Annotated in this window: 19 protein-coding genes and 3 pseudogenes; 12 read left to right on the top strand and 10 right to left on the bottom strand. The window is 70.9% G+C overall.

From position 1 onward, the window contains the following. Positions 1 to 36 precede the first annotated feature (36 nt). From HHL28_RS09475 to HHL28_RS09465, 3 genes are all read right to left on the bottom strand, one after another. Entirely contained in the window at positions 37 to 585 is a 549-nt protein-coding gene (locus tag HHL28_RS09475; RefSeq protein WP_169655048.1) for a tetratricopeptide repeat protein, read from the bottom strand. Between the two features lie 14 nt (positions 586 to 599). Further along, positions 600 to 1,520, bottom strand: a complete 921-nt coding sequence (locus tag HHL28_RS09470) for a DnaJ C-terminal domain-containing protein (protein ID WP_075768665.1) — start codon at positions 1,518 to 1,520, stop codon at positions 600 to 602. 221 nt (positions 1,521 to 1,741) lie between these two features. Continuing rightward, the gene (locus HHL28_RS09465) at positions 1,742 to 2,215 is read right to left on the bottom strand and encodes an RT0821/Lpp0805 family surface protein (RefSeq protein WP_075768666.1); all 474 of its coding nucleotides are present in this window, start codon (positions 2,213 to 2,215) and stop codon (positions 1,742 to 1,744) included. Between the two features lie 156 nt (positions 2,216 to 2,371). On the opposite strand from HHL28_RS09465, the pseudogene pdxH reads away from it, so the two are divergent. The 7 genes and pseudogenes from pdxH to HHL28_RS09435 all read left to right on the top strand — a co-directional run bounded on the left by pdxH (position 2,372) and on the right by HHL28_RS09435 (position 8,214). After that, positions 2,372 to 2,961 (top strand): annotated as a pseudogene (gene pdxH, locus HHL28_RS09460) (pyridoxamine 5'-phosphate oxidase). Further along, entirely contained in the window at positions 2,924 to 3,604 is a 681-nt protein-coding gene (locus HHL28_RS18545) for a cation diffusion facilitator family transporter (RefSeq protein ID WP_404325474.1), read from the top strand. The pseudogene pdxH and the gene HHL28_RS18545 overlap by 38 nt, the downstream one beginning before the upstream one ends. Beyond that, complete coding sequence (locus tag HHL28_RS18540; RefSeq protein ID WP_404325472.1) at positions 3,583 to 3,891, top strand: cation diffusion facilitator family transporter; 309 nt, start codon at positions 3,583 to 3,585, stop codon at positions 3,889 to 3,891. Before HHL28_RS18545 ends, HHL28_RS18540 begins: the two co-directional genes overlap by 22 nt. A gap of 287 nt (positions 3,892 to 4,178) precedes the next feature. Further along, positions 4,179 to 5,024 carry an MBL fold metallo-hydrolase gene (locus tag HHL28_RS09450; RefSeq protein WP_075769140.1) on the top strand — a complete coding sequence of 282 codons (846 nt, stop codon included), beginning with the start codon at positions 4,179 to 4,181 and terminating at the stop codon, positions 5,022 to 5,024. A gap of 136 nt (positions 5,025 to 5,160) precedes the next feature. Further along, positions 5,161 to 6,264: a PRC-barrel domain-containing protein gene (locus HHL28_RS09445; protein ID WP_075768669.1), complete on the top strand. Its 1,104-nt coding sequence runs from the start codon at positions 5,161 to 5,163 to the stop codon at positions 6,262 to 6,264. Between the two features lie 5 nt (positions 6,265 to 6,269). Then, a complete protein-coding gene (locus HHL28_RS09440) occupies positions 6,270 to 6,893 on the top strand; it encodes a PRC-barrel domain-containing protein (RefSeq protein WP_169655046.1) in 624 nt (207 codons plus the stop codon). A 91-nt stretch (positions 6,894 to 6,984) separates the two neighbouring features. Beyond that, positions 6,985 to 8,214, top strand: coding sequence for an SLC13 family permease (locus tag HHL28_RS09435; RefSeq protein WP_075768671.1), 1,230 nt, complete (start codon positions 6,985 to 6,987; stop codon positions 8,212 to 8,214). 62 nt (positions 8,215 to 8,276) lie between these two features. Here HHL28_RS09435 and HHL28_RS09430 read toward each other — a convergent pair whose 3' ends face one another. Beyond that, the gene (locus tag HHL28_RS09430) at positions 8,277 to 9,179 is read right to left on the bottom strand and encodes an alpha/beta hydrolase (protein ID WP_404325470.1); all 903 of its coding nucleotides are present in this window, start codon (positions 9,177 to 9,179) and stop codon (positions 8,277 to 8,279) included. Positions 9,180 to 9,216: 37 nt separating this feature from the next. On the opposite strand from HHL28_RS09430, the pseudogene HHL28_RS18535 reads away from it, so the two are divergent. Next, positions 9,217 to 9,381: pseudogene (locus HHL28_RS18535) on the top strand (hypothetical protein); the annotation flags it as partial. A gap of 107 nt (positions 9,382 to 9,488) precedes the next feature. Next, complete coding sequence (locus HHL28_RS18530; protein WP_404325468.1) at positions 9,489 to 9,638, top strand: DUF4345 family protein; 150 nt, start codon at positions 9,489 to 9,491, stop codon at positions 9,636 to 9,638. 145 nt (positions 9,639 to 9,783) lie between these two features. On the opposite strand, the gene HHL28_RS09420 is transcribed toward HHL28_RS18530, so the two are convergent. The 6 genes and pseudogenes from HHL28_RS09420 to HHL28_RS09400 form a co-directional block, all read right to left on the bottom strand. Beyond that, complete coding sequence (locus HHL28_RS09420; RefSeq protein ID WP_075768672.1) at positions 9,784 to 11,616, bottom strand: ABC transporter ATP-binding protein; 1,833 nt, start codon at positions 11,614 to 11,616, stop codon at positions 9,784 to 9,786. A 3-nt stretch (positions 11,617 to 11,619) separates the two neighbouring features. Next, entirely contained in the window at positions 11,620 to 12,093 is a 474-nt protein-coding gene (locus HHL28_RS18525; RefSeq protein WP_404326902.1) for a nucleotidyltransferase family protein, read from the bottom strand. 131 nt (positions 12,094 to 12,224) lie between these two features. Continuing rightward, positions 12,225 to 12,662, bottom strand: a pseudogene (locus HHL28_RS18520) (nucleotidyltransferase family protein); the annotation flags it as partial. A 241-nt stretch (positions 12,663 to 12,903) separates the two neighbouring features. After that, positions 12,904 to 13,044: a hypothetical protein gene (locus HHL28_RS09410; RefSeq protein WP_169655042.1), complete on the bottom strand. Its 141-nt coding sequence runs from the start codon at positions 13,042 to 13,044 to the stop codon at positions 12,904 to 12,906. 202 nt (positions 13,045 to 13,246) lie between these two features. Further along, positions 13,247 to 13,693: a lasso peptide biosynthesis B2 protein gene (locus HHL28_RS09405; protein ID WP_075768674.1), complete on the bottom strand. Its 447-nt coding sequence runs from the start codon at positions 13,691 to 13,693 to the stop codon at positions 13,247 to 13,249. Further along, positions 13,668 to 13,976 carry a PqqD family protein gene (locus HHL28_RS09400; protein ID WP_083698716.1) on the bottom strand — a complete coding sequence of 103 codons (309 nt, stop codon included), beginning with the start codon at positions 13,974 to 13,976 and terminating at the stop codon, positions 13,668 to 13,670. Before HHL28_RS09400 ends, HHL28_RS09405 begins: the two co-directional genes overlap by 26 nt. 335 nt (positions 13,977 to 14,311) lie before the next feature. On the opposite strand from HHL28_RS09400, the gene HHL28_RS09395 reads away from it, so the two are divergent. The 3 genes from HHL28_RS09395 to HHL28_RS09385 are packed head-to-tail and all read left to right on the top strand — an operon-like array spanning position 14,312 to position 19,334. Further along, positions 14,312 to 16,264 (top strand): asparagine synthase-related protein, encoded by a 1,953-nt coding sequence (locus tag HHL28_RS09395; RefSeq protein WP_083698717.1) that lies wholly within the window; start codon positions 14,312 to 14,314, stop codon positions 16,262 to 16,264. Continuing rightward, entirely contained in the window at positions 16,264 to 17,205 is a 942-nt protein-coding gene (locus HHL28_RS09390; RefSeq protein ID WP_075768676.1) for a phosphoenolpyruvate carboxykinase (ATP), read from the top strand. The genes HHL28_RS09395 and HHL28_RS09390 overlap by 1 nt, the downstream gene beginning before the upstream one ends. A gap of 20 nt (positions 17,206 to 17,225) precedes the next feature. Beyond that, positions 17,226 to 19,334: a glycoside hydrolase 5 family protein gene (locus tag HHL28_RS09385; protein WP_075768677.1), complete on the top strand. Its 2,109-nt coding sequence runs from the start codon at positions 17,226 to 17,228 to the stop codon at positions 19,332 to 19,334. The last annotated feature ends 25 nt before the right edge of the window (positions 19,335 to 19,359 follow it).

Below are 19,359 nucleotides of genomic sequence, written 5' to 3'. Positions count from 1 at the left end.
GCCGCCCCTGGTGCTTCAGGGCAAGGCCCAGGTTGTTCAGCAGGCGGGGGAGGGGGAGCCCAGGGACAGGGCCTTGCGGTAAGTCGCCTCCGCCTCGGCGAAGCGCTCCAGCCGGACCAGCAGCACGCCCAGGTTGGTCAGCGCCGCCCCATAGTCCGGCTTCAGCCGCAGGGCTGTGCGCAGGGCGGCCTCCGCGTCGGCTGGGCGGCCCAGGGTCTCCAAGGCTTTGGATCGGTTGAAATGGGCCTCGGCATAACCGGGGTTCTGGGACACCGCCTGGTCATAGCTGGCCAGGGCATCCGCCGGGCGGCCCACATCCAGCAGCAGATTGCCCAGATTGTTGTGCACATGGGGCTGGCTGGGTTGGGCCGCCAGGGAGCGGCGCATCAGCTCCACCGCTTCCGCCGGCCGCCCGGCGGCCTTGGCCGCCAACCCCAGAAGCTGTAGGGCGTCGGGGTTGCGGGGGTCCACGGCCAGGACGCGCCGGTACAGGGACTCGGCCTCCGCCGACCGCCCGGCCTTCTGGGCCGCCAACCCGGCCTGGAGCCAGGCGAGCAACTGGGGCGAGGGCGGGGCGGGGCGCATCGGCGTGGTCCCGATCAGCCCAGGCCCGCCTTGCGGCGGACGTCATACTCGTGCGTCTTGGCCCATTTCTCAATGAAGCCGGTCAGTTCCGCGTCCGGCCGGTCCGGCAGGACGACCACCAGCTTCACATACTGGTCGCCGTTCACCTTGCGCTCCGGGTTGGGTACGCCCTTGCCCTTCAGGCGCAGCACCGTGCCGGTGTTGGCGCCCTTCGGCACCTTCACCGCCACTTGGCCGTCCAGGGTCGGCACCTTGATGGTGGCGCCCAGCACCGCCTCCGCCAGGGTCACCGGCACGTCCAGGTGGATGTCGTCGTCACGGCGGGTGAAGTGGGGGTGGGGGTCCACATGGACCTCCACGATGGCGTCACCGGCCCCGGCGCCGCCCAGGCCGGCAAGGCCCTGGCCCTTCAGCCGCAGCTTGCTCTGGTCCCTTGTGCCCGGGGGAATCACCACGTCGATGCTCTTGCCCGTGGACAGGGACAGGCGGCGCTTGGTGCCCAGGCAGGCGTCGGCAAAGGGCACCGTGACCGAATAGGCCACGTCCGCCCCCTTGGCCTTCACCCCGGCGGAATGGGCGCCATAGCGGCGGCGGCCGGCGCCGAAGATGTCGGAAAAGGGATCGTCACCGAAGTTGAACGGATCATCCGCCCCGCCGGCCCGGCCGGCACCCGCCCCGGCATAGGCCCGGCGGAAGCTGCGGTCCGGCCGCTCCGCCCCGGACGCGTCGATCTCCCCCTTGTCGAAGCGGGCACGCTTCTCCGGGTCCGACAGCAGGCTGTAGGCGGCGTTGACTTCCTTGAACTTCAGCTCGATGTCGGCCCGGCCGGGGTTCAGGTCCGGGTGGTACTGCTTGGCCAGGCGCCGATATGCCGCCTTGATGTCATCGGCGGTCGCTGTCCGCCCGACACCCAGGACTAGGTATGGATCGCGCATGGTCACCGCAAATTCTGGAGAATCACTGCCCGCATCCTACGCCGCGACACGGTGGGGTCAAGCGGACCGGATGGTTTCCAATCCTTACCTTGGCAGCGCCCCCGAAAAGACAACCCCCGGCGGCATCGCTGCCGCCGGGGGTCTGCCATTCCGTGCCCGATCGCGACATGGGTTCCTGTCGACAGGAACCCCGGTCACGGCCAACGGCGACTGCTATGGGATCAGCCGACGATCTTCCAGCTGCCGTCAGGCTGCTGGCAGGCGGTGCCATAGGCCTGTTCGCTGCGGCCACCGACGATGATGGTCTGCTGGAACTCGCGGCAGTAGCTGCCATAGTTGGTGGGGCCCTCGCGCGTCGGGGTCACGACCACGCGGTTGCCGTTGTTGGGGTTGTCCCAGACGATGGGCTGGCCCACGGGGGTGCTGGGCTGCCAAGCCACGCGGGTGTTGCGCTCCAGCGCCTGCTGGTCGGCGCGGTCAAGCGACGACCCCACCTCCGACCCGATCAGCGCGCCGAGCAGCACGCCGGCACCCGTCGCCCACAGCCGGCCCTCGCCGCCGCCGATCTGCGACCCGGCGAGGCCGCCAGCCAAGCCGCCCAGCAGGGCGCCGCCGGTCTGCTTCTGCCCGCCATAGGTCTGGCACCCGGTCAGCAGGGCGGCCACCGCGGCGACGGCAACGAACTTGCGGATCATCTCAACAGCCTCTCTCAAGAGCCACCCCGCCGGCCCCGGCGCCCCTGCCGCCACCCCGGCGGCGGATGCAGCCATGCTGCGGCGGGCATGGACATCAACCTTGTGTCGCTTATCCTCGGCGGCAAATCAGGCACAACTATGACGAAGAGCATGGCCATGGACATTGCTGCCGCCACCGACCCATTTGAGCTTTTCCAGGCCTGGTTCAAGGAGGCCGAGGGGACGGAGGTCAACGACCCCAACGCCTTCGCCCTGGCCACCGTCAGCCCGGAGGGGCGTCCCAGCGTGCGGGTGCTGCTGCTGAAGGGGCTGGATGACCGGGGCTTCGTCTTCTACACCAACACCCAGAGCCGCAAGGGCCAGCACCTGGACGCCACCGGCGTGGCCGCCATGAACTTCCACTGGAAGGGCCTGCGCCGCCAGGTGCGGGTGGAGGGCCCGGTGGAGCGGGTGACGGACGCGGAGGCGGATGCCTATTTCGCCTCCCGCCCCCGTGGCAGCCAGATCGGCGCCTGGGCCTCGCAACAGTCCCGCCCGCTGGACAGCCGCGCGACCCTGGAGCAGCGCATCGCCGCCCTGACGGCGGAGCATGAGGGCAAGGACGTGCCCGCCCGACCCACTGGGCCGGCTACCGGCTGGTGCCGGACTACCTGGAGTTCTGGCAGGACCGGGAATTCCGGCTGCACGACCGCATCACCTTCACCCGCGATGGCGCCGGCTGGGCCACGGCCCGGCTGTACCCCTGAGGATGGCGGAAGGCATGTCCACCTTGGACCCGGTGACGGCCAACCGCTGGCGGCGGCGCGCCACCTATGCCAGCGTGGCCGTGGCGCTGACGCTGATCGCGGCCAAGCTGGGCAGCTACCTGCACACCGGGTCGGTGGCCATCCTTTCCTCGCTGATCGACAGTTCGGTGGACCTGCTGGCCTCGCTGGTCACCCTCTGGGCGTGGCCCAGGCCCTGCAGCCACCGGACAGCAGCCACCGCTTCGGCCATGGCAAGGCGGAACCCCTGGCGGGCCTGGCCCAGGCGGCTTTCGTCACCGGCTCCGGCGTCTTCCTGGGGTATGAGGCCATCGGCAGGCTGGCGGACCCAAGGCCGGTGGAGCAGGCGGAGGCCGGCATCGCCGTGATGATCCTGGCCATCGCCCTGACCGGTGCGCTGGTGCTGTTCCAGCGCTGGGTGATCCGGCACACCGGTTCCATGGCCATCGACGCGGACAGCCTGCACTACAGCGGCGACGTGTTCATGAACCTGGCGGTGATCGCGGCCCTGGCCGTCACCGCCGCGACCGGCCAAGCCTTCTGGGACCCGGTCTTCGCCCTGGGCATCGCCCTGTTCCTGGTGTGGGGGCCAGCCGGATCGCCATGCGCTCCCTCGGCGTGCTGATGGACCGGGAACTGCCGGATTCGGAACGCAAGCGGGTGCGGGAGGTGGTCCTGTCCCATCCGGAAGCCCGCGGCCTGCATGACCTGCGCACCCGCTCCACCGGCACGGGGGAGCATATCGAGTTCCACCTGGAACTGGACCCCGACCTGACCCTGGCCCGCGCCCACGACATCACCGACGACATCGAACAGCACCTCCGCGCTGCCTTCCCCACGGCGGAGTTCACCATCCACCAGGAACCGGCGGGGCTGGAGGATGAGCGGCTGGATCACCGGCTGAGACGGTGATTCCGCCAAGCCACATGGCGGCGTGCTGATCTCCCCGTTCTGGATCAAAGGCCGGGGGCGGGGCGTTGCCCCAGGGTGGTCCTGTGGCCTAGGCGCTTCCACCCCGTGGAAAACCCCCGCAAGTGCGGGGCAGGGGTCATGGATTCGCGGTGCCCCCTGTGCGCCCCGTCACACAAGGGCGTAGCGGAAACGCCTAAATTCTGGAACGTTTCCAGTCGGTGTGGGCCCCCGTGGCCGACGCCTGGATCTCAGACGGCACGGCGATCCCGCCGGGCCAAGGGGCGGAAATGGAGTTCAACGTCAAGTTCTGGGGTGTGCGCGGCACCTTCCCGTGCCCGTCGCCCTCCCACCTGGCTTATGGCGGCAATACCAGCTGCCTGGAGGTCCGGGTGGGCGGCAAGGTGCTGGTGCTGGACGCGGGCACCGGCCTGCGCAGCTTGGGCAAACGCTTCCTGAAGGACGGGGTGCGCGATGCCACGCTGCTGCTGACCCACGCGCATTGGGACCACATCAACGGCTTCCCCTTCTTCGAGCCGGGCTACCGGCCCGACTTCCGCCTGCGCATCATGGCGCGCGACCTGAAGGGCTGCGACTGCATCGGCCAGGTGCTGTCCACCTGCATGGAATCGCCGCTGTTCCCCGTGCCGCTGACCACCATGCGGGCGGAGATGAGCTTCGAGAACCTGCATACCGGCGACCAGCTCGACCTGGCCCCAGGGGTAACGGTGAAGACCGCTTCGCTGAACCATCCGGGCGGGGCCGTGGGTTACCGGATCGAGCATGGCGGCAAGGCCTTTTGCTATGTCACCGACACGGAGCACATCCCCGGCCAGCGGGATGAGAACATCCTGGCCCTGATCGAGGGCGCGGACCTGGTGGTTTATGACGCCTCCTACACGGAGGAGGAGTTCGCCACCCGCCGTGGTTGGGGCCACAGCACCTGGAACGAGGGCGTGGCGCTGGCGAAGGAGGCGGGGGCCAAGCAGCTCTGCCTGTTCCACCACGACCCGGACCATGACGATGCCTTCATGGCCGGACTGGAGCGGGAGGCTCGGCGGGAGTTCGCCGGCACCTTCGCCGCGCGGGAGGGCACGACCCTGAACATGCTGGACTTGGCGGCCGAGGCGGCCTGATCCGCCGTCGATCACGGGATGGACGGGGCGGATAGTGCGCCCCGCCCATCCCTGACACCAGCTTGTCACCGGAACCGTGGGCGGTGCGTGGGGTTGAGAGGGGAATCCCCCGAAGACCCCAGTGGGAGCCATCCCCATGCGCCGCCTTCCCCGTGCCACCACCCTGGCGCTCGCCCTCGCAGCCCTCGCCCCCGCGGCCTGGGCGCAGGCCACCCCCGAAAGCCCGCCGGTCCCGGCCCAGGGCTCCCCGGACAGCGGGACCGGCCTGACCGCGCCGCAACGCCGCAACAACATCATCATCCTGCCTGCCCCGCCGGCGGAGGCGGAGACGCTCCGGGCGCCGCAACGCCGGAACGAGGTGATCCTGCTGCCCCGCGCCCCGACGGAAGCCGACCAGCCGGGCACCCTGGCCGGCGGCCTGCCGGAGGGCAGCCCCGCGGCCTCGCTGCTCCAGGGCCGCGCCGCCCTGGCGGAGGCGCGGGAAGTCTTCGACACCATGGCCCGCACACCAGGCGGTGACCCGGCAGAGGTGAGCCGGCTGACCACCGAGGTATTGGACAAGCTCACCGCCACGCTGGAAGGCGGGACGGACACCAGCCAGTCGCCCCAGGTGCGGCAGAGCTGGGACCAGACCCTGCAGGCCCTGCGCTCGGCCAAGTCGGCGGTGGCCGAGGCGGCAGGCGACACGGGCGACGTGCTGGAGCAGCGCCGCGCCGCTGCCTGGACCCTGGCGGAGGCGGAACGGCAGTTGGATGCCTATGTCGCCGATGTCCACCATGCCGCCTTAACGCCCGAGACCCGGACCGGCGACGCCGCGGACAAGACCGGCCCGGCCCTGGGCATGACCGACCCGGGCCAGATCACCGACCCGAGCACCCCGGCACCCCAGTCAGGGACGGAGACCGCCGCCCTGCCACCGCAGGATGATGCGCAGTCCGCCGTGGGTGCCCTGGCCGCCGGGGACGCGGCCTTGGGCTCCGTCCTGGGCAAGGCGGTGGTGGATTCCGCCGGGTCCGCCCTGGGCACCGTGGCCGACCTGTTGATCGACCCGCGGGGCGGCGGCGTCTCCCACGCCGTGGTCGCGCTGGGTGGCGGGCGGCAGGTGCTGGTGCCGTGGGAGGCGATCCGGCCGGTGGATGGCGGGGCGCTGGCCGTGCCCTTCACGGCCGCCGACATGGCCCAGGCGCCGACCTTTGAGATGAACGGCCCCACGGTGGGCCAGGCGCGGCCGGGGCAGTAGCGGCGATGATCCGCCGGCCGGACCTGATGCTGGCGGGCGCCCTGGTCCTGGCGCCCACCCTGGTGGCGGCCACGGGCCCGGACGCCCTGTCCGGGCCCGACCAGGCGCCCATGGCCGACGCGGCCCTGCCGGAGAACCTGGTGGGCAAACCGGTCTATACGGCGGAAGGGCAGCCGGTGGGGCAGGTGGCCGACGTGCTGGTGGACCGGCGGACCGGCGCCGTGCGGGCCTTGGTGCTGGCAACCGAGGGGTTCCAGGGCGCAGGCGCCCGGCCGGTGCTGCTGCACCGGGGCGAGGTGCGGCTGGACGCTGAAGGGGACGGGCTGCGCACCCGGCTGGATGCCGACGGCGTGGCCGCCCTGCCGCCCTTCGACCCGGCGCGGCTTGAAGACGGGTTGGTGGCGCTGGGGAGCGCTGACACGCCGGCCCTCCGGCACGGACGTTGGATCAGGCTGGGGGAAGGCGCCATGCGGTGCCGTTCCTTTCCATCACCCAAGGGCTGGGGAGGCCGGACCAGGACAGGCGCCCCTTCCAATGAACTTTCGAATTCGAAAGCCGCACAACTTCCCTCCCGGCCTTTCCCTTTCGGCAGGAGGGGACGCAGGGGCGGGTTCCAGCCCGATCCTTGACGGGAGCCATTCCGAACGCCCGTTGGGCTTGCGGAGACCCCGGCGGGCGGCGTAGGGCTGGGGCTCCACCGCCCGCCACGCCCACCTTCCCATGACAGCCCTGGTCCTGACCGTATTTGCCCTGGTCTATCTCGGCATGGCCCTGGGGCGCCTGCCGGGCTTGCAGGTGGACCGCACCGGCATCGCGCTGCTGGGCGCCATCGCCTTGCTGTTGGCGGGGGTGATGGATGACCGGGCCCTGGTGGCGGCGGTGGACTTCCCCACCCTGTTCATCCTGCTGGGCCTGATGGTCCTGTCCGCCCAGTTCGAGCTGGCGGGCTTCTATGGCTGGTGCGCCGACCGCGTGGCCCGGGCCCGGCGCAGCCCAGAGGCGCTGTTGGGGCTGGTGGTGCTGACCGGTGGGGCTTTGTCCGCCGTGCTGGCAAACGACGTGGTGGTCTTCGCCATGACGCCGCTGCTCTGTGCCGGGCTGGCGGCGCGGGGTCTGGACCCGCGGCCCTACCTGATCGCCCTCGCGGGCGCGGCCAATGCCGGTTCTGCCGCCACGCTGATCGGCAACCCGCAGAACATCCTGATCGGGCAGGTGGGGGGCCTGGGCTTCTGGCCCTTCCTGGCGGCCTGCGGGGTGCCGGCCCTGCTGGCGCTGGGGTGCGTGTACGTGACCGTCGCCCGCGTCTGGCGGGGGCGGCTGGTCTGCCCGGGTGGGGCGGGGGCGCCGGTGGCGGTGCCGGAGCTGGACCGCTGGCAGTTGGGCAAGGGGGCGCTGGGCACGCTCGCCCTGCTGGCCCTGTTCGCCACGCCGCTGCCCCACGAACAAGGCGTGTTGGCCGTGGCCGCCTGCATGCTGGTCAGCCGCAAGCTGGGCAGCCGGCGCATGCTGGGGCTGGTGGACTGGCACCTGTTGCTGCTGTTCGCGTCCCTGTTCGTCGTTACGCGCGCCTTGGCGGACACGGGATTGCCCGGTCAGGTGGTGGGCGACATGGCCGCGGCGGGCCTGCCGCTGGAAAGACTGGCTGTGCTGGCGCCCCTGTCCTTGTTGGCCAGCAACAGCATCGGCAACGTCCCCGCCGTCGCCCTGCTGATGCAGGTCTGGCCGGACCCTTCGGATGGCGCCCTCTACGCCTTGGCGGTGCTCAGCACCCTGGCGGGCAATTTGCTGCTGACCGGGAGCATGGCCAACCTGATCGTCGCGGAGCGCGCCGCGGCCGTCGGGGTGCGCCTGTCCTTCGCCGAGCATGCCCGCTGCGGCATCCCCATGACCCTGTCCAGCACGGTGCTGGCCAGCCTGTGGCTGGTCGGGATGGGGTATGTGGGTGTGTAGGTCGGATTAGGTGCGAAGCACCGTAATCCGACGACGCCGGGATGATGTCGGATTACGCTTCGCTAATCCGACCTACGGTGGCATGCAGGCACCGACTTCAGGAACCCATCCGCATCGTCCAGCACGGGCGCCAGGAAGCGCAGGCGGTACTGCAAGGCGCCGACGATGCGGATGTGGCCGACGCCGTCATAGAGCTTCACCGTGGCCTGCCCCCCGGCGGCGTTCACCGCGGCGGCGAGGCGTTCGGCGTTGCGGGGCAGGACCGTGTCGTCGTCGGTGCCGTGCAGCAGCAGCAAGGGCGGGTCGCCGCCGCCGGCGAAGCTGATGGGCTGCGTCTCCGGCCCGGCGGGACCGGGGCCGAAAACCTGCTTCAACCGCTCGCTGGTCAGGGGCAGGAAGTCGTAGGGGCCGGCCAAGCCCACCGCCGCCGCGGGCTGGACACAGGCGTCGCCGCCCGCCCTGATGATCCAGGTGGGGTCCAGGGCCAGCATCAGGGCGATGTGGGCGCCCGCGGAATGGCCGGCCAGGAACACCGCCCGCGGCCGGGCGCCCCGGCGCTTCGCCACCTCCCGCTCCACCCAGACCGTGGCGGCGGCCGCGTCCTCGATGAAGCCGGGGAAGCGGACCTCCGGATAGACCCGGTAGTCCGGGATGGCCGTGACATAGCCGCGGGAGGCGAATGCCTGGCCGACGAACGGGTAGATGCCCTTGGACCCGCTGTCCCAGGACCCGCCATAGATGAACACCAGCAGCGGCGCGTCCGCCGGCGCCCCGTCGGGCACGTACAGGTCCAGGGTGCGGCGCGGCCCGTCGCCATAGGCCAGGTCGCGGCTGACCGCGTAGCCATCCCCCGGTACCGTGCCGTTCAGCAGGGCGTTGCAGCCCGCCAGCGCAATCGCCCCGGCCGCCAGGACCAGCAGGCGGAGGGGCGAGGGGCGACGGCGGCGGGTGGTCTCTGGCATCATGGGCCGGAAGGTAGGGCGCGACCGGAAGGAGTAAAGCATGGCCCCTGGGCAGCCGGGAACTTCCTTCCGGGCGGAACGGCGCCTGTTGCAGGCGGTGGTGGCCCTGCTCTGCCTCGTGCCCTTGTCGGCAGGGCTGGCGGGTGTGCTGGTGGGGCCGGCCATGGTGGGAGAGGGGCCGGGAACCCCGCCGGACCTGGACAGCCACTACCGCTACCTATCCGGCATCTTCCTGGGGGTGGGCTTGCTGTTCGCCTGTACCGTGCCGCCATCGAACGGCGCGGGGCGGCGTTCCGTCTGGGCACGGCGCTGGTGGTGCTGGGCGGGCTGGGGCGGCTGTTGTCCCTGCTGTTCCACGGTGCGCCGACCCTGCCGCACCTGGTCGGGTTGGGCCTGGAGCTGGGTGTGGTGCCGCTGCTCTGCCTATGGCAGGGGCGGGTGGCGCGACTGACCGGGGATTAGAGCGTGTTTACGCTGACCGTAAACACGCTCCGGCGGCGACTGCCGCCGCGCGGGCCCATGCCCGCGTAAGCCAAGCCGCGGATGCGGTGCCGGCGTGTGAGGAACACGAAAGGCTAGACCCGTTTCCAGCCTGCGGGAAACGGGTCTAAGCCCCCACGGCCAGCCGCCCGGCCTGTTCCACCTGCACCACCCGGAACAGGCGGCTGGCGGGGTCGCGGGCCAGTTGCTGGAAGGGGCCGGTCTCCACCAGCTTGCCGTCCTCCACCATCACCACCGTGTCGGCGAAGGCCATCATGGACAGGCGGTGGGCGATGGTGACCACGGTCAGGCTGCCGCGCAGGCCGGCGATGGCGGCGGCGATGGCGGCCTGGCTGTCCCCGTCCAGGGCGCTTGTGGCCTCATCCAGGATCAGCAGGCTCGGCTTGCGCAGCAGGGCGCGGGCCAGGGCGATGCGCTGCCGCTCCCCGCCCGACAGGCGTGTCCCCCGCTCCCCCACCAGCGTGTCGAGCTGCTGCGGCAGGCGCCGGACCAGCAGCTCGGCGGAGGCGAGGGAGAGGACATGCCACAGCTCCGCGTCCGTGGCATCCGGGGCGGCCAGCTTCAGGTTGGCCCGCACCGTGTCGCAAAGCAGGAAGGTCTCCTGCGGGACATAGGCCACCTGTGCCCGCCAGGCGCGCAGCGTCTCCGGGCCCAGGGGCACGCCGTCGATGCTGATCGTCCCGGCGGAGGGGCTGAGGAAGCCCATGACCAGGTCGGCGATGGTGGTCTTGCCGCTGCCGGACGGACCCACCAAGGCGGTGACCTGGCCCGCGGGGATGCTGAAGGAAAGGTCCTTCAGGATGGGCTCGTTGCCCGGATAGCCGAAGCCCACCCGGTCGAACCGCACGGCCCGGGACAGGGCGGGCAGGGGTGCCCGGCCGGCCGACGCGGTGGCGGCCTCCGGGTCCGCGGCCAGGCGGCGTTGCAGGGCGCGGGCGGCGCGGAAGGACGGCACCATGAACAGGAAGCCCTGCAACGAACTCTGCGCCTGGCCGAACAGGGGCGACAGCCGGGCGAACAGGATCACCAGCACCAGCAGCTCTGCCGCCGGTAGGGCCAGCACCTCCAGCCCCACATAGAGGAAGCCGCAGAGGGCGGCGGCGCCCATGACCTGGAACAGCAGCGCGCTGGCCTGTTGCAGGCGGGAGACGGAGAAGGTGGCCGCCTTCACCCGGTCCAGGGCGCCCTGGAACTCCCCGACATAGCGGGCCTCGGCCTGGAAGCTCTTGGCAACCTTCAGCCCGCCCAGGAACTCGCTGACCGTGCGGAACAGCTCCTGCCGGCTCTCCCCCACCGCCATGCCGCTGCGCACCACGCGGCGGCGCAACGGGTAGAGGATGGCGAACATGGCAAGGCCGCTCAGCATCACCACCGCCGTGGCCAGCGGCGCCACCAGCAGGGAGATGGCCAGGTACACCGCCGCCATGGCAAGGGAGTTGGTGAGCTGCAACAGGGCGTTGGTGGCGCCCTCGATGCGCTGCACGTCGTTGGTCAGCATGTGGTTGATGTCGGCTGTGCGCAGGCGGGCGATGCCGGACCAGCGCGCCGCGGCGAGGCTGCGGTACAGGGAGCCGCGCATATGGTCGGTGAACTCCACCACCAGCCGGGTCAGGTAGACGTTCTTGACCGAGACGAAGATGCTGCGCAGGGTGATCAGCAGGAAGCAGGCCAGCAGCGCGCCGGACAGGGTGGCGGGCAGGCCCACCGCGTCCAGCGCCCGTGACAGGGCAGCCCCCAGGCCGGACCGCGTCTCCGACAGGCCGGCCAGTTCCAGGGCAGGGATGAAGACCAGCAGCGATAGCCCTTCCATCAACCCGCCCAGCAGCAGCAGGGTCAGGGCGATGGCCAGCTTGTGCCGGGCCTGGCCCGCCAGGGCGCGGGCGAAGGCGAACACGCCGTCCTCGCCGTCCACGCGGCGGAGGGGCAGGATGCGGGCCATGGCTCAGCCCGCCCCGATGGTCCGGGCGACCCGGCGGGGCAGCACTTCCTTCCCGAACTCCCGCACCCGTGAGCTGAACTCGAACGCAAGATACGCGGGTCGGGGGCTCAGGCACATCATGTACAGGGTCGCCGAGGTGCGCGGGTCGCCCGACCGCCGCTCCGGCTTGCGCTGGCGGCGGAACAGGTGCTGGGCGCCATGGGCCAACAGGTAACGCACGCTGGCCACCTGCTCCGCCCTGGCCCGGGCCGCGTCGGGGATGGGGCTGCCCAGCAGGGCGTTGGCGAAGACCATGCCCTGGATGACGGGGCCGCCCACGCCCAACCGGTCGGCCGTGGCCAGCCAGGACCCCGCATCGTCAGGCTTGGCCCGGAGCATGCGGTCCAGGTCGCAGACCCATTGCAGGCGGCTCCACTCATGCCGGGCGCCGTGGACGCAGAGGTAGGCGAACTGGTGCGCGTCGCCCATGACGCGGATCGTCTCCCCCCCGATGGCGAGGGGCTCGGCCTCGGCCCAGATCCCGCGAAGGGCAGGGGCATCAGGTTGGGGTTGTGGTTCAGGCGGAAATGCAGTTCCACCAGCACGCCGGTGCGGGGGTTGCGGAACGCCTCCTCATAGCGCAGCCGCTCGGGCAGGCGGTCTTCCGGGTCGACCGGGTTCTCCCAGGGCAGGTAGCCGGCCTCGCGGAACAGCCGCTCCGCCTTGTTTCCATGCTCCGGCGCGACCAGCAGGTCCACGTCACCGGCCGTGCGGGCGGCCAGGCTGCCGTACCATTGCTGGGCCAGGGACACGCCCTTCATGGGCACCGAAGGGATACCGGCCTCACGCAGCATGCGGGTCGCGGCCAGCAGCTCCTTCACCAGCCGCAGGCTCCAGTTCACGTTGCCGGCATACTCGCGGGCGAAGCGGCGGCTGGGGCAGTCGGGGCCACGGGCGGGCAGGGCGCTGATCCGCTCATGAACCCGCGGGATCACCTTCTGGCGACGCACGTCCAGGTCAAAGGCGGCCAAGTCGATCCCGTCGCCATAGGCAGCGGCGGCAAGCATCGCTTGGTCGATGTCGTCGCCCCCCGGCAGAGCGCGGCCAACAGGCGCTGCTCCCGGCTCAGGCGGGCGGGGATGTCGGGCAGGGCGGGCGCGAAGGTGGACAGCATCCGGGCCCCTGGGGCAGTGGACCAACCACAGAGAAAAACGCCGGCCGGGGGGATGCCCCGGCCGGCGGTCGGGATGGTGGGAAGGCCGTGCGGCCCTGCCATCATCCCTCAGGCCATCGGACCCCGAAGGGTCGTCAGGACGCCCCGCCCGGGTTGGGGAAGGCGTTGTTGGCGGTCTGACCATCATCGCTGTTCGGCAGGGACGAACCCTCGGTGCCGATCAGGTCGATCTTCTCATAGTCCGGGCGGGCCCAGGCCATCTTGCTCTCAGTCATGTTACGCTCCCGTTGGGTTGGAGAAGCAGGTTTCAATTGCTACAGAACCAAGTCACCATCAATCTTCCATCCGGAGCCTCTCCGAAAGTACCAAATAATACCAAATACGGCGACTGACGGTTCCGAATAGAAGTTATAGTGAAGGAACAAAAAGCGGCGCGCCGGCAAAAGCCGGAGCGCCGCGTCCACTAATAAAGGTTGCTCAGGAGAACTTGGCGATACAGGTGTACTGGTCCATGTGCTCCTCCCCGGTGAGCACCACAGCCCCGGCGCGCAACCAGGCATGGGCCGCCGCCCGCCCCTGCACCCCCGGCTCGGGCCGTAGGGCGACGCCGAGATAGAGGGTAGAGCCGATGCCCCGCCGCCGCAGCATGGCCTTCGCCGCCATGGCCCGGGGCAGGCAGACCGCGTTCCAGGGCACGTGGCGGGCCGCGGCCCGCACCGCCCACCGGATACGGGCGACCTCACGCTCCTGGGCCGGGCTCAGCCTCTCCCCCGTCTCCCCGTGCAGCCGGCCCAGGTCGGGCTTGCGCCGCATCAGGTGTCCCAGGAGGATGCGGGCCCGGGCGCGGGCCAGTTCCCCCACCGCCTCCGCCAGCAGCCGGCGGTCGGCGCCGGTGACGTCAAGCAGCCTGCGAAGCTTGCGCATGGTCGGCCCGGACAAGGTTGTCCCGCTGCAGGCGCCCCAGGAAGGCCAGGGTGTCGGCCCGGCAAATCTCCCGCTCCACGGCATAGGCGGTGCAGAGTTCCTCACACAAGTCCGCGACGCGGCGCGGCGTTTCCAGCCGCGCCCAGATGTCGGCGCCCAGCGGGTTCAGCACGAAATAGGTGCCCGTCTCCACATCCATCAGGGCCTTCTGGTTGCCCCCGATGTCGGCCATAACCAGGCCGGCGCACTGCGCCACGACGGTATCCAGATCCATCGCCGCCATTCAGGACTCCCCCATGATCGTTCCGCGTGCTCTACCCTTCCCAAGAAGCGAGGTGGGTGCATCGCAGTATTTCTGGCCTGACAGTGGTACCGGTGACCTTCATGGGTCCAGAGGCGAGGCGAATTACTCCGCCTGAGAGATGCCGCAGCGCGAAAGCTGCCATACCCAGCGCCCCTGTCTTCTGCATCATCTTCGCGAAGGCACGAGGAGCCTCCCCCGCCTGGGGCCATTCTTCTTTCCCAGGCTTTGCGGCGGTCTGACCGAAAAATCGGGTTATTGGGTCGCCGGAAGGGGTGGGGTCGCGGGCCGGGGCACCTGGATCGGGGGTAGCGGACATGGCAACCATCAGCGGGACGGTCGGCACCAGCTTCGCCGCAAGGGACCGGGCCGATGCCGACCGGGGAGGGGTGGGGTTATCGGGATTAGGGGGTGCGTGGCGCTCATCCCAGGCGGAGCTTCGCGCCGTGGTGGAACCCCTCCTGCCGGCGGAAAGCCTTGAGCGGCAACCGGTCACTGGAGGCGGCGGGCGTTTCGTGCTGGTGGCCGACGCCTGGTTGACGGAACGGGGGGACCTGCGGGGCGCGTTGGGCATCCCGCGGGAGCAACCCCTGTCGGACTCCGCCCTGATCATGCGGGCGTTTGAGCGATGGAAGGAGGATTGCGTCCACCACCTGTCCGGCGCCTTCGCCTTCGCCGTATGGGACACGTCCGACCGCACCCTGTTCTGCGCCCGCGACCCGTCGGGCCGGCGGCCCCTCTTCTATGCCCGGCTGCCCCAAGGGTTTGCCTTCGCCTCCTCCGTCCGGCAGCTGCTCGACATTCCGGGGGTCCGTCGTGACCTGGACCTGGAGCGGGTGGCGGGACAGCTTGCCCATCTGGTGGCAGACCACGAGGGCACCTATTTCAGCCACATCCGCCGCCTGCCGCCGGCCCACCGGCTGACCTTCGGCCCCGGCGGGTCGGCGCAGCCCCGCCGGTACTGGTCCGCGCAGGACATGAAGATGCTGCGCTTCGCCGACCGGGACGAATATGCCCGCGAGCTGCGCCGCGTGCTGGACGATGTGGTGGGGGAGTTCGCCTCCGCCCCCAGCCCGCTGGGCATCAAGCTGTCGGGCGGGCTGGACAGCTCCTCCCTCGCCTGCCTGCTGGCGCGGACCTTGGACCGGTCGGGGCGGCGGCTGGCCGCCTTCTCCTCCGTCCTGCCGGAGGACCATGTGGGGCCGGAGGAGGATGAGCGGCCCTACATGGAAATGGTGGTGGCCCAGGAGCGGAACATCGACCTGACCTATGTCACGGGCGGCGACGCCTCGCCGCTGGACCGGTTGGGGGACAGCATCGACATCCTGGCGGCCCCGCCGCGCAATGCCTTCGACTACATGAATTTCCGGCTCTGGGCCGAGGTGAAGCGGCAGGGGGTGAGCCTGCTGATGGACGGGTTCGGGGGCGATGCCTTCGCGTCCTACCAGCACCCCGCCTATTTCCTGCAACTCCTGGCGTCCGGGCGGCTGTTGACCCTGGACCGGGAGATGAAGCTGCTGGCCCGCTCCTACCGCATGCGGCGCAAGGACCTGGTCAAGCACGTGCTGGCGCCCCTTGTGCCCGATAGCTGGATGCGCTCGAACCAGCGGCTGAACAACGGGGACCCGGCGCGTTTGCTGGAACTGTCGTCCATCCACCCGGACTTCGCCCGACGGCAACGGGTCCTGGAGCGGCTGGCCGTGCAGCAGAAGCCGCTGGCCTGGCACAAGCGCTGGAGCCTGAAGGCCCGCCAGTACGAGGAGCTGGCCGCCCCCACCCTGTTCATGACGCAGGAGGAGGTGACGGCCATCGCCACCGCCCATGGCATCCGCCCGGTCAGCCCCTTCCTGGACCTGCGGGTGGCGCAGGTCAGCCTGTCCGCCCCCATCGACGCCATCCACCGGGACGGCTACGGGCGGCGGCTGTTGCGCGACGCCATGGCCGACCTGCTGCCGCCGCCCATCCGCTGGCGGGTCAGCAAGGGTGCCTTCACCCCCGACTTCCACCGCCGAGTGGCCCGGGACCGGCAGCGATTCGCCGCGGAGTTCGAACGGCTGGAGAAGGTGCCCGAGGTGGCCGCCATGCTGGACATCCCCAAGCTGAAGGCCGCCCTGGCGGAGACGCCGGACGGGGTGAGCTACAATGGCTGGGACCTGCGCACCCAGATGGTGCTGACGACGGGCCACCGTGTGGCCCGGTTCCTGGAATGGGCCGCTTCCCTGCCGCCGGCCGCCTCGGCACCCCAGCCCGTGGCCATGGGGGCGGAGTGATGCGGCACTACCATTTCTCCGGCCTGACCGTCGCCTCGGCCCTGGACCTGTCGGAACTGGCCTCCGTACCCGCCCCGCCGGGCGGTGCCGACGCCAGCGTGCTGCTGGGGGAGGTGCCGGACATCCCGGACAGCGACCCGGCCCAATCCTATGTGCAGTTCACCGACGCCGGCCTGCTGCTGACCGTGCCTGATGTGGCCCGGTTCCTTGTCAGCGGCGGGCGGACCATCACCGTGCAGCCCATCGGCCGGGCTGACCCGGCGGCGGTGCGGCTGTACCTGCTGGGCTCGGCCTTCGGGGCGCTGTACCACCAGCGCGGCCTGCTGCCCCTGCATGCAGGGTCGGTAGAGATCGATGGCATGGCCATCGGCTTCGTGGGGGAGAGCGGGGCGGGCAAGACCACCATGTCCGCCTGGATGGCCGCGCGGGGCTATAGGCTGGTGTCCGACGACGTCTGTGTCACGCGGCCCCGGCCCGGGCGCCCGCCGCTGGCCTTCCCGGCCTATCCCAGGGCGAAGCTGTGCCTGGACGCCCTTGCCGCCTTGGGCCCCGCCTTCGGGGAGGAGGCGGTGGCGGCGGCCGAGCTGCTGCCGGAGATGGACAAGGCGGACCTGCGCGTGCCCCTGTCCGCCGCCCGCGACGGGCTGCCCCTGGTGGCGATCTATGCGCTGGAAGTGGCGCCGGACGGCACCGCGCCGCGGTTGGAACCGGTGCCGCCGGCGGAGGCCCTGCGGGTGCTGCTGGCCAACACCTATCGTGGCCACTTCGTCAGGGGGGCGGCGGAGCAGGCCCGGCGCTTCGCCGTGTGCGGCGAGGCGGCCCGGCATGTGGCGGTGCGCCGCCTGGTCCGGCCCAAATCCTTCGACCTGCTGCCGGCCGTGGCAGAGCTGGTGGAACGGGATGTGGCGCGGCTCGGGGCGACCGCCACCGTGGATGCCTGAGACCAAAGGAGCAAGGCGTGATGAGACCCCGCCCCGAAAGCCGACGGGCCGTGGCCTGGGGCTTGGCCCTGGCGCTCCTCTCCGGCAGTGCCATGGCGGACGTACGGCTGGAGACGGGCCGGTTCGGCAACGTCTTCGCCCCGGGGGAGGAGGGGACGGTGCGGGTGCTGACCGACGCGCCGTCCTTTACCTGGACCCTCACGGACTTCGACGGCAAGACGGTGGACTCCGGCCAGGGCAAGGCCCAGGGCGGCGCGGCCGCCTTGCCCCGGCGCTGGCAGGTGCCGGGCTATTATGAGCTGGCGGTGGAGGCGGGGGGCCAGACCGCCACCACCAGCCTCGCCGTCGTGCCAAAGCCGGAAGGCAAGGGGCCGGCCCGCTTCGGGGTGATGACCCACTTCGCCCAGGGCTGGGAGACGGACATCGTGCCGCTGATCGCCCGGCTGGGCGTCAACCATGTGCGGGATGAGCTGTACTGGGCCCAGGTGGAGAAGGAAAAGGGCCGCTACGCCGTGCCCGACCGCTACCGTGCCTATATGCAGGCCCTGGGTGCCGCCGGGATCACGCCCCTGGTGGTGCTGAGCTTCGAGAACAAGCATTACGACGACGGCCAGACGCCCCACACGGCGGCGGGGCACCGGGGATTCGCCAATTACGCCCGCTTCTTGGCCCAGACCTTCCGCGGCCAGGTGCCGGCGGTGGAGGTGTGGAACGAGTACAATGGCAGCTTCTGCAAGGGCCCGTGCAAGCAGGACCGCCCCGGTACCTACGTGGCCATGCTGGCGGAGACCTACCGCACCCTGAAGGCGGACCGGCCGGACCTGGTCGTGGCCGGCGGGGCGGCGGTGCTGCTGCCCCAGCCCTGGTTCCAGGCCCTGTTCGACAAGGGCGCCCTGGACAACATGGATGCCGTGGCCATCCACCCCTACCGCCCCATACCAGAGGGGCTGGAGGATGACCTGGAGGTGTTGCAGCGGCAGATCCGCGACGCCAACGGTGGCCGGCCCAAACCCGTCTGGGCGACGGAGGTGGGGCGGCGGGACCCCAGCCCCCAGGGGCGCCACAACGCCGCCCGCTACATGGTGAAGATCAGCGCCATCCTGCTGACCGGCGGGGTGGATCGGGTCTATTGGTACTTGCTGCGCGACTATGACAAGTTCGGCGGCATGGGGCTGGTCCGCTCCGCCGACGACCCCATGGGCATGTACGCCCCGGCCCCCACCTACCCGGCCTATGCAACGCTGGTTGCCAAGCTGGGCACGGCGGAGCCGATGGGCCGGGTCAAGACGGACCCCCGGACCCGCCTGTACCGATTCGACGCCGGCGGCGCGGCGCGACACGTGGCCTGGTCCTCCGACGGGCCGTCGGTGCTGGAGGCGGAGGCCTCGGGTCCCCTGACCCTCACGACCCCCGTGGGCGCCACGACACAGGTGCAGCCCAAGGGCGGCAGGGTCACCCTGACCCTGGACGAGACGCCGGTCTATATCGATGGCCCGTTGGGCGCGGTAAAGGAACCTGGGCGGAAGCCGCTGCTGGCCGACAGCCGGCTGGATTTCGCCGGCAGCCAGGGGGCCAAGGGCTGGACCTACACCACCCTGGCCGTGGCCCCGCCCGACGCGGCAGGGCAGCCGGCGGCCCTGGCGGCAAAGGCCGATGGCAACCTGGACCCGGCCTGCCCCCTGCCGGAAGGCCGCGCCGACATCGCTGCCCGGCGCGCCGCGGAAAGCGACCCGCTGGAATGGAAGGCCAATGAGTGGAGCACCACCTGGCGGGGCAAGGTGCCCTTCCTGGAGGTGACGCCCCAGGGCGGGCATCCCGGCGTCACCAAGGGCCAGCAGGTCTGGGTGGTGCGCAACTGGACGGCGGAGACCGGCGGGCCGGTGCTGCTGAAAGGTCGCGCCAATCGCTCCTCCAGCCGGGGCGACGGCACCTGCGCCTTGATGCTGCTGGACGGGAAGCCGGTCTGGTCCGCGTTGCTGGGTGGGGAGGGGCGCCCCGGCCAGGCCCGCTTCAGCGTGCCGGAGACGCTGAAGCCGGGCACGACCCTGACCCTCGCCATCACCCCCGGCCCGGGGCTGGACGTGAACAATGACAGCACCAGCTTCGAGGTGCAGGTGGAGGCGCGGTAGGTCGGGGTGACCACCGGGAACCCCG

The organism is Aerophototrophica crusticola, from assembly GCF_012913305.1.
Classification (GTDB): Bacteria; Pseudomonadota; Alphaproteobacteria; order Azospirillales; family Azospirillaceae; genus Niveispirillum; species Niveispirillum crusticola.
The sequence above is the reverse complement of the archived record's forward strand: the minus strand, read 5'-3'. Positions and strand labels throughout refer to the sequence as shown.

Excerpts from the sequence above, each read along its gene's own strand:
- HHL28_RS09475 (WP_169655048.1), bottom strand. The coding sequence starts at position 585 with ATGCGCCCCGCCCCGCCCTCGCCCCAGTTGCTCGCCTGGCTCCAGGCC.
- HHL28_RS09470 (WP_075768665.1), bottom strand. The coding sequence starts at position 1,520 with ATGCGCGATCCATACCTAGTCCTGGGTGTCGGGCGGACAGCGACCGCC.
- HHL28_RS09465 (WP_075768666.1), bottom strand. The coding sequence starts at position 2,215 with ATGATCCGCAAGTTCGTTGCCGTCGCCGCGGTGGCCGCCCTGCTGACC.
- HHL28_RS18545 (WP_404325474.1), top strand. The coding sequence starts at position 2,924 with ATGGCGCCGGCTGGGCCACGGCCCGGCTGTACCCCTGAGGATGGCGGA.
- HHL28_RS18540 (WP_404325472.1), top strand. The coding sequence starts at position 3,583 with ATGCGCTCCCTCGGCGTGCTGATGGACCGGGAACTGCCGGATTCGGAA.
- HHL28_RS09450 (WP_075769140.1), top strand. The coding sequence starts at position 4,179 with ATGGAGTTCAACGTCAAGTTCTGGGGTGTGCGCGGCACCTTCCCGTGC.
- HHL28_RS09445 (WP_075768669.1), top strand. The coding sequence starts at position 5,161 with ATGCGCCGCCTTCCCCGTGCCACCACCCTGGCGCTCGCCCTCGCAGCC.
- HHL28_RS09440 (WP_169655046.1), top strand. The coding sequence starts at position 6,270 with ATGATCCGCCGGCCGGACCTGATGCTGGCGGGCGCCCTGGTCCTGGCG.
- HHL28_RS09435 (WP_075768671.1), top strand. The coding sequence starts at position 6,985 with ATGACAGCCCTGGTCCTGACCGTATTTGCCCTGGTCTATCTCGGCATG.
- HHL28_RS09430 (WP_404325470.1), bottom strand. The coding sequence starts at position 9,179 with ATGATGCCAGAGACCACCCGCCGCCGTCGCCCCTCGCCCCTCCGCCTG.
- HHL28_RS09420 (WP_075768672.1), bottom strand. The coding sequence starts at position 11,616 with ATGGCCCGCATCCTGCCCCTCCGCCGCGTGGACGGCGAGGACGGCGTG.
- HHL28_RS09410 (WP_169655042.1), bottom strand. The coding sequence starts at position 13,044 with ATGACTGAGAGCAAGATGGCCTGGGCCCGCCCGGACTATGAGAAGATC.
- HHL28_RS09405 (WP_075768674.1), bottom strand. The coding sequence starts at position 13,693 with ATGCGCAAGCTTCGCAGGCTGCTTGACGTCACCGGCGCCGACCGCCGG.
- HHL28_RS09400 (WP_083698716.1), bottom strand. The coding sequence starts at position 13,976 with ATGGCGGCGATGGATCTGGATACCGTCGTGGCGCAGTGCGCCGGCCTG.
- HHL28_RS09395 (WP_083698717.1), top strand. The coding sequence starts at position 14,312 with ATGGCAACCATCAGCGGGACGGTCGGCACCAGCTTCGCCGCAAGGGAC.
- HHL28_RS09390 (WP_075768676.1), top strand. The coding sequence starts at position 16,264 with ATGCGGCACTACCATTTCTCCGGCCTGACCGTCGCCTCGGCCCTGGAC.
- HHL28_RS09385 (WP_075768677.1), top strand. The coding sequence starts at position 17,226 with ATGAGACCCCGCCCCGAAAGCCGACGGGCCGTGGCCTGGGGCTTGGCC.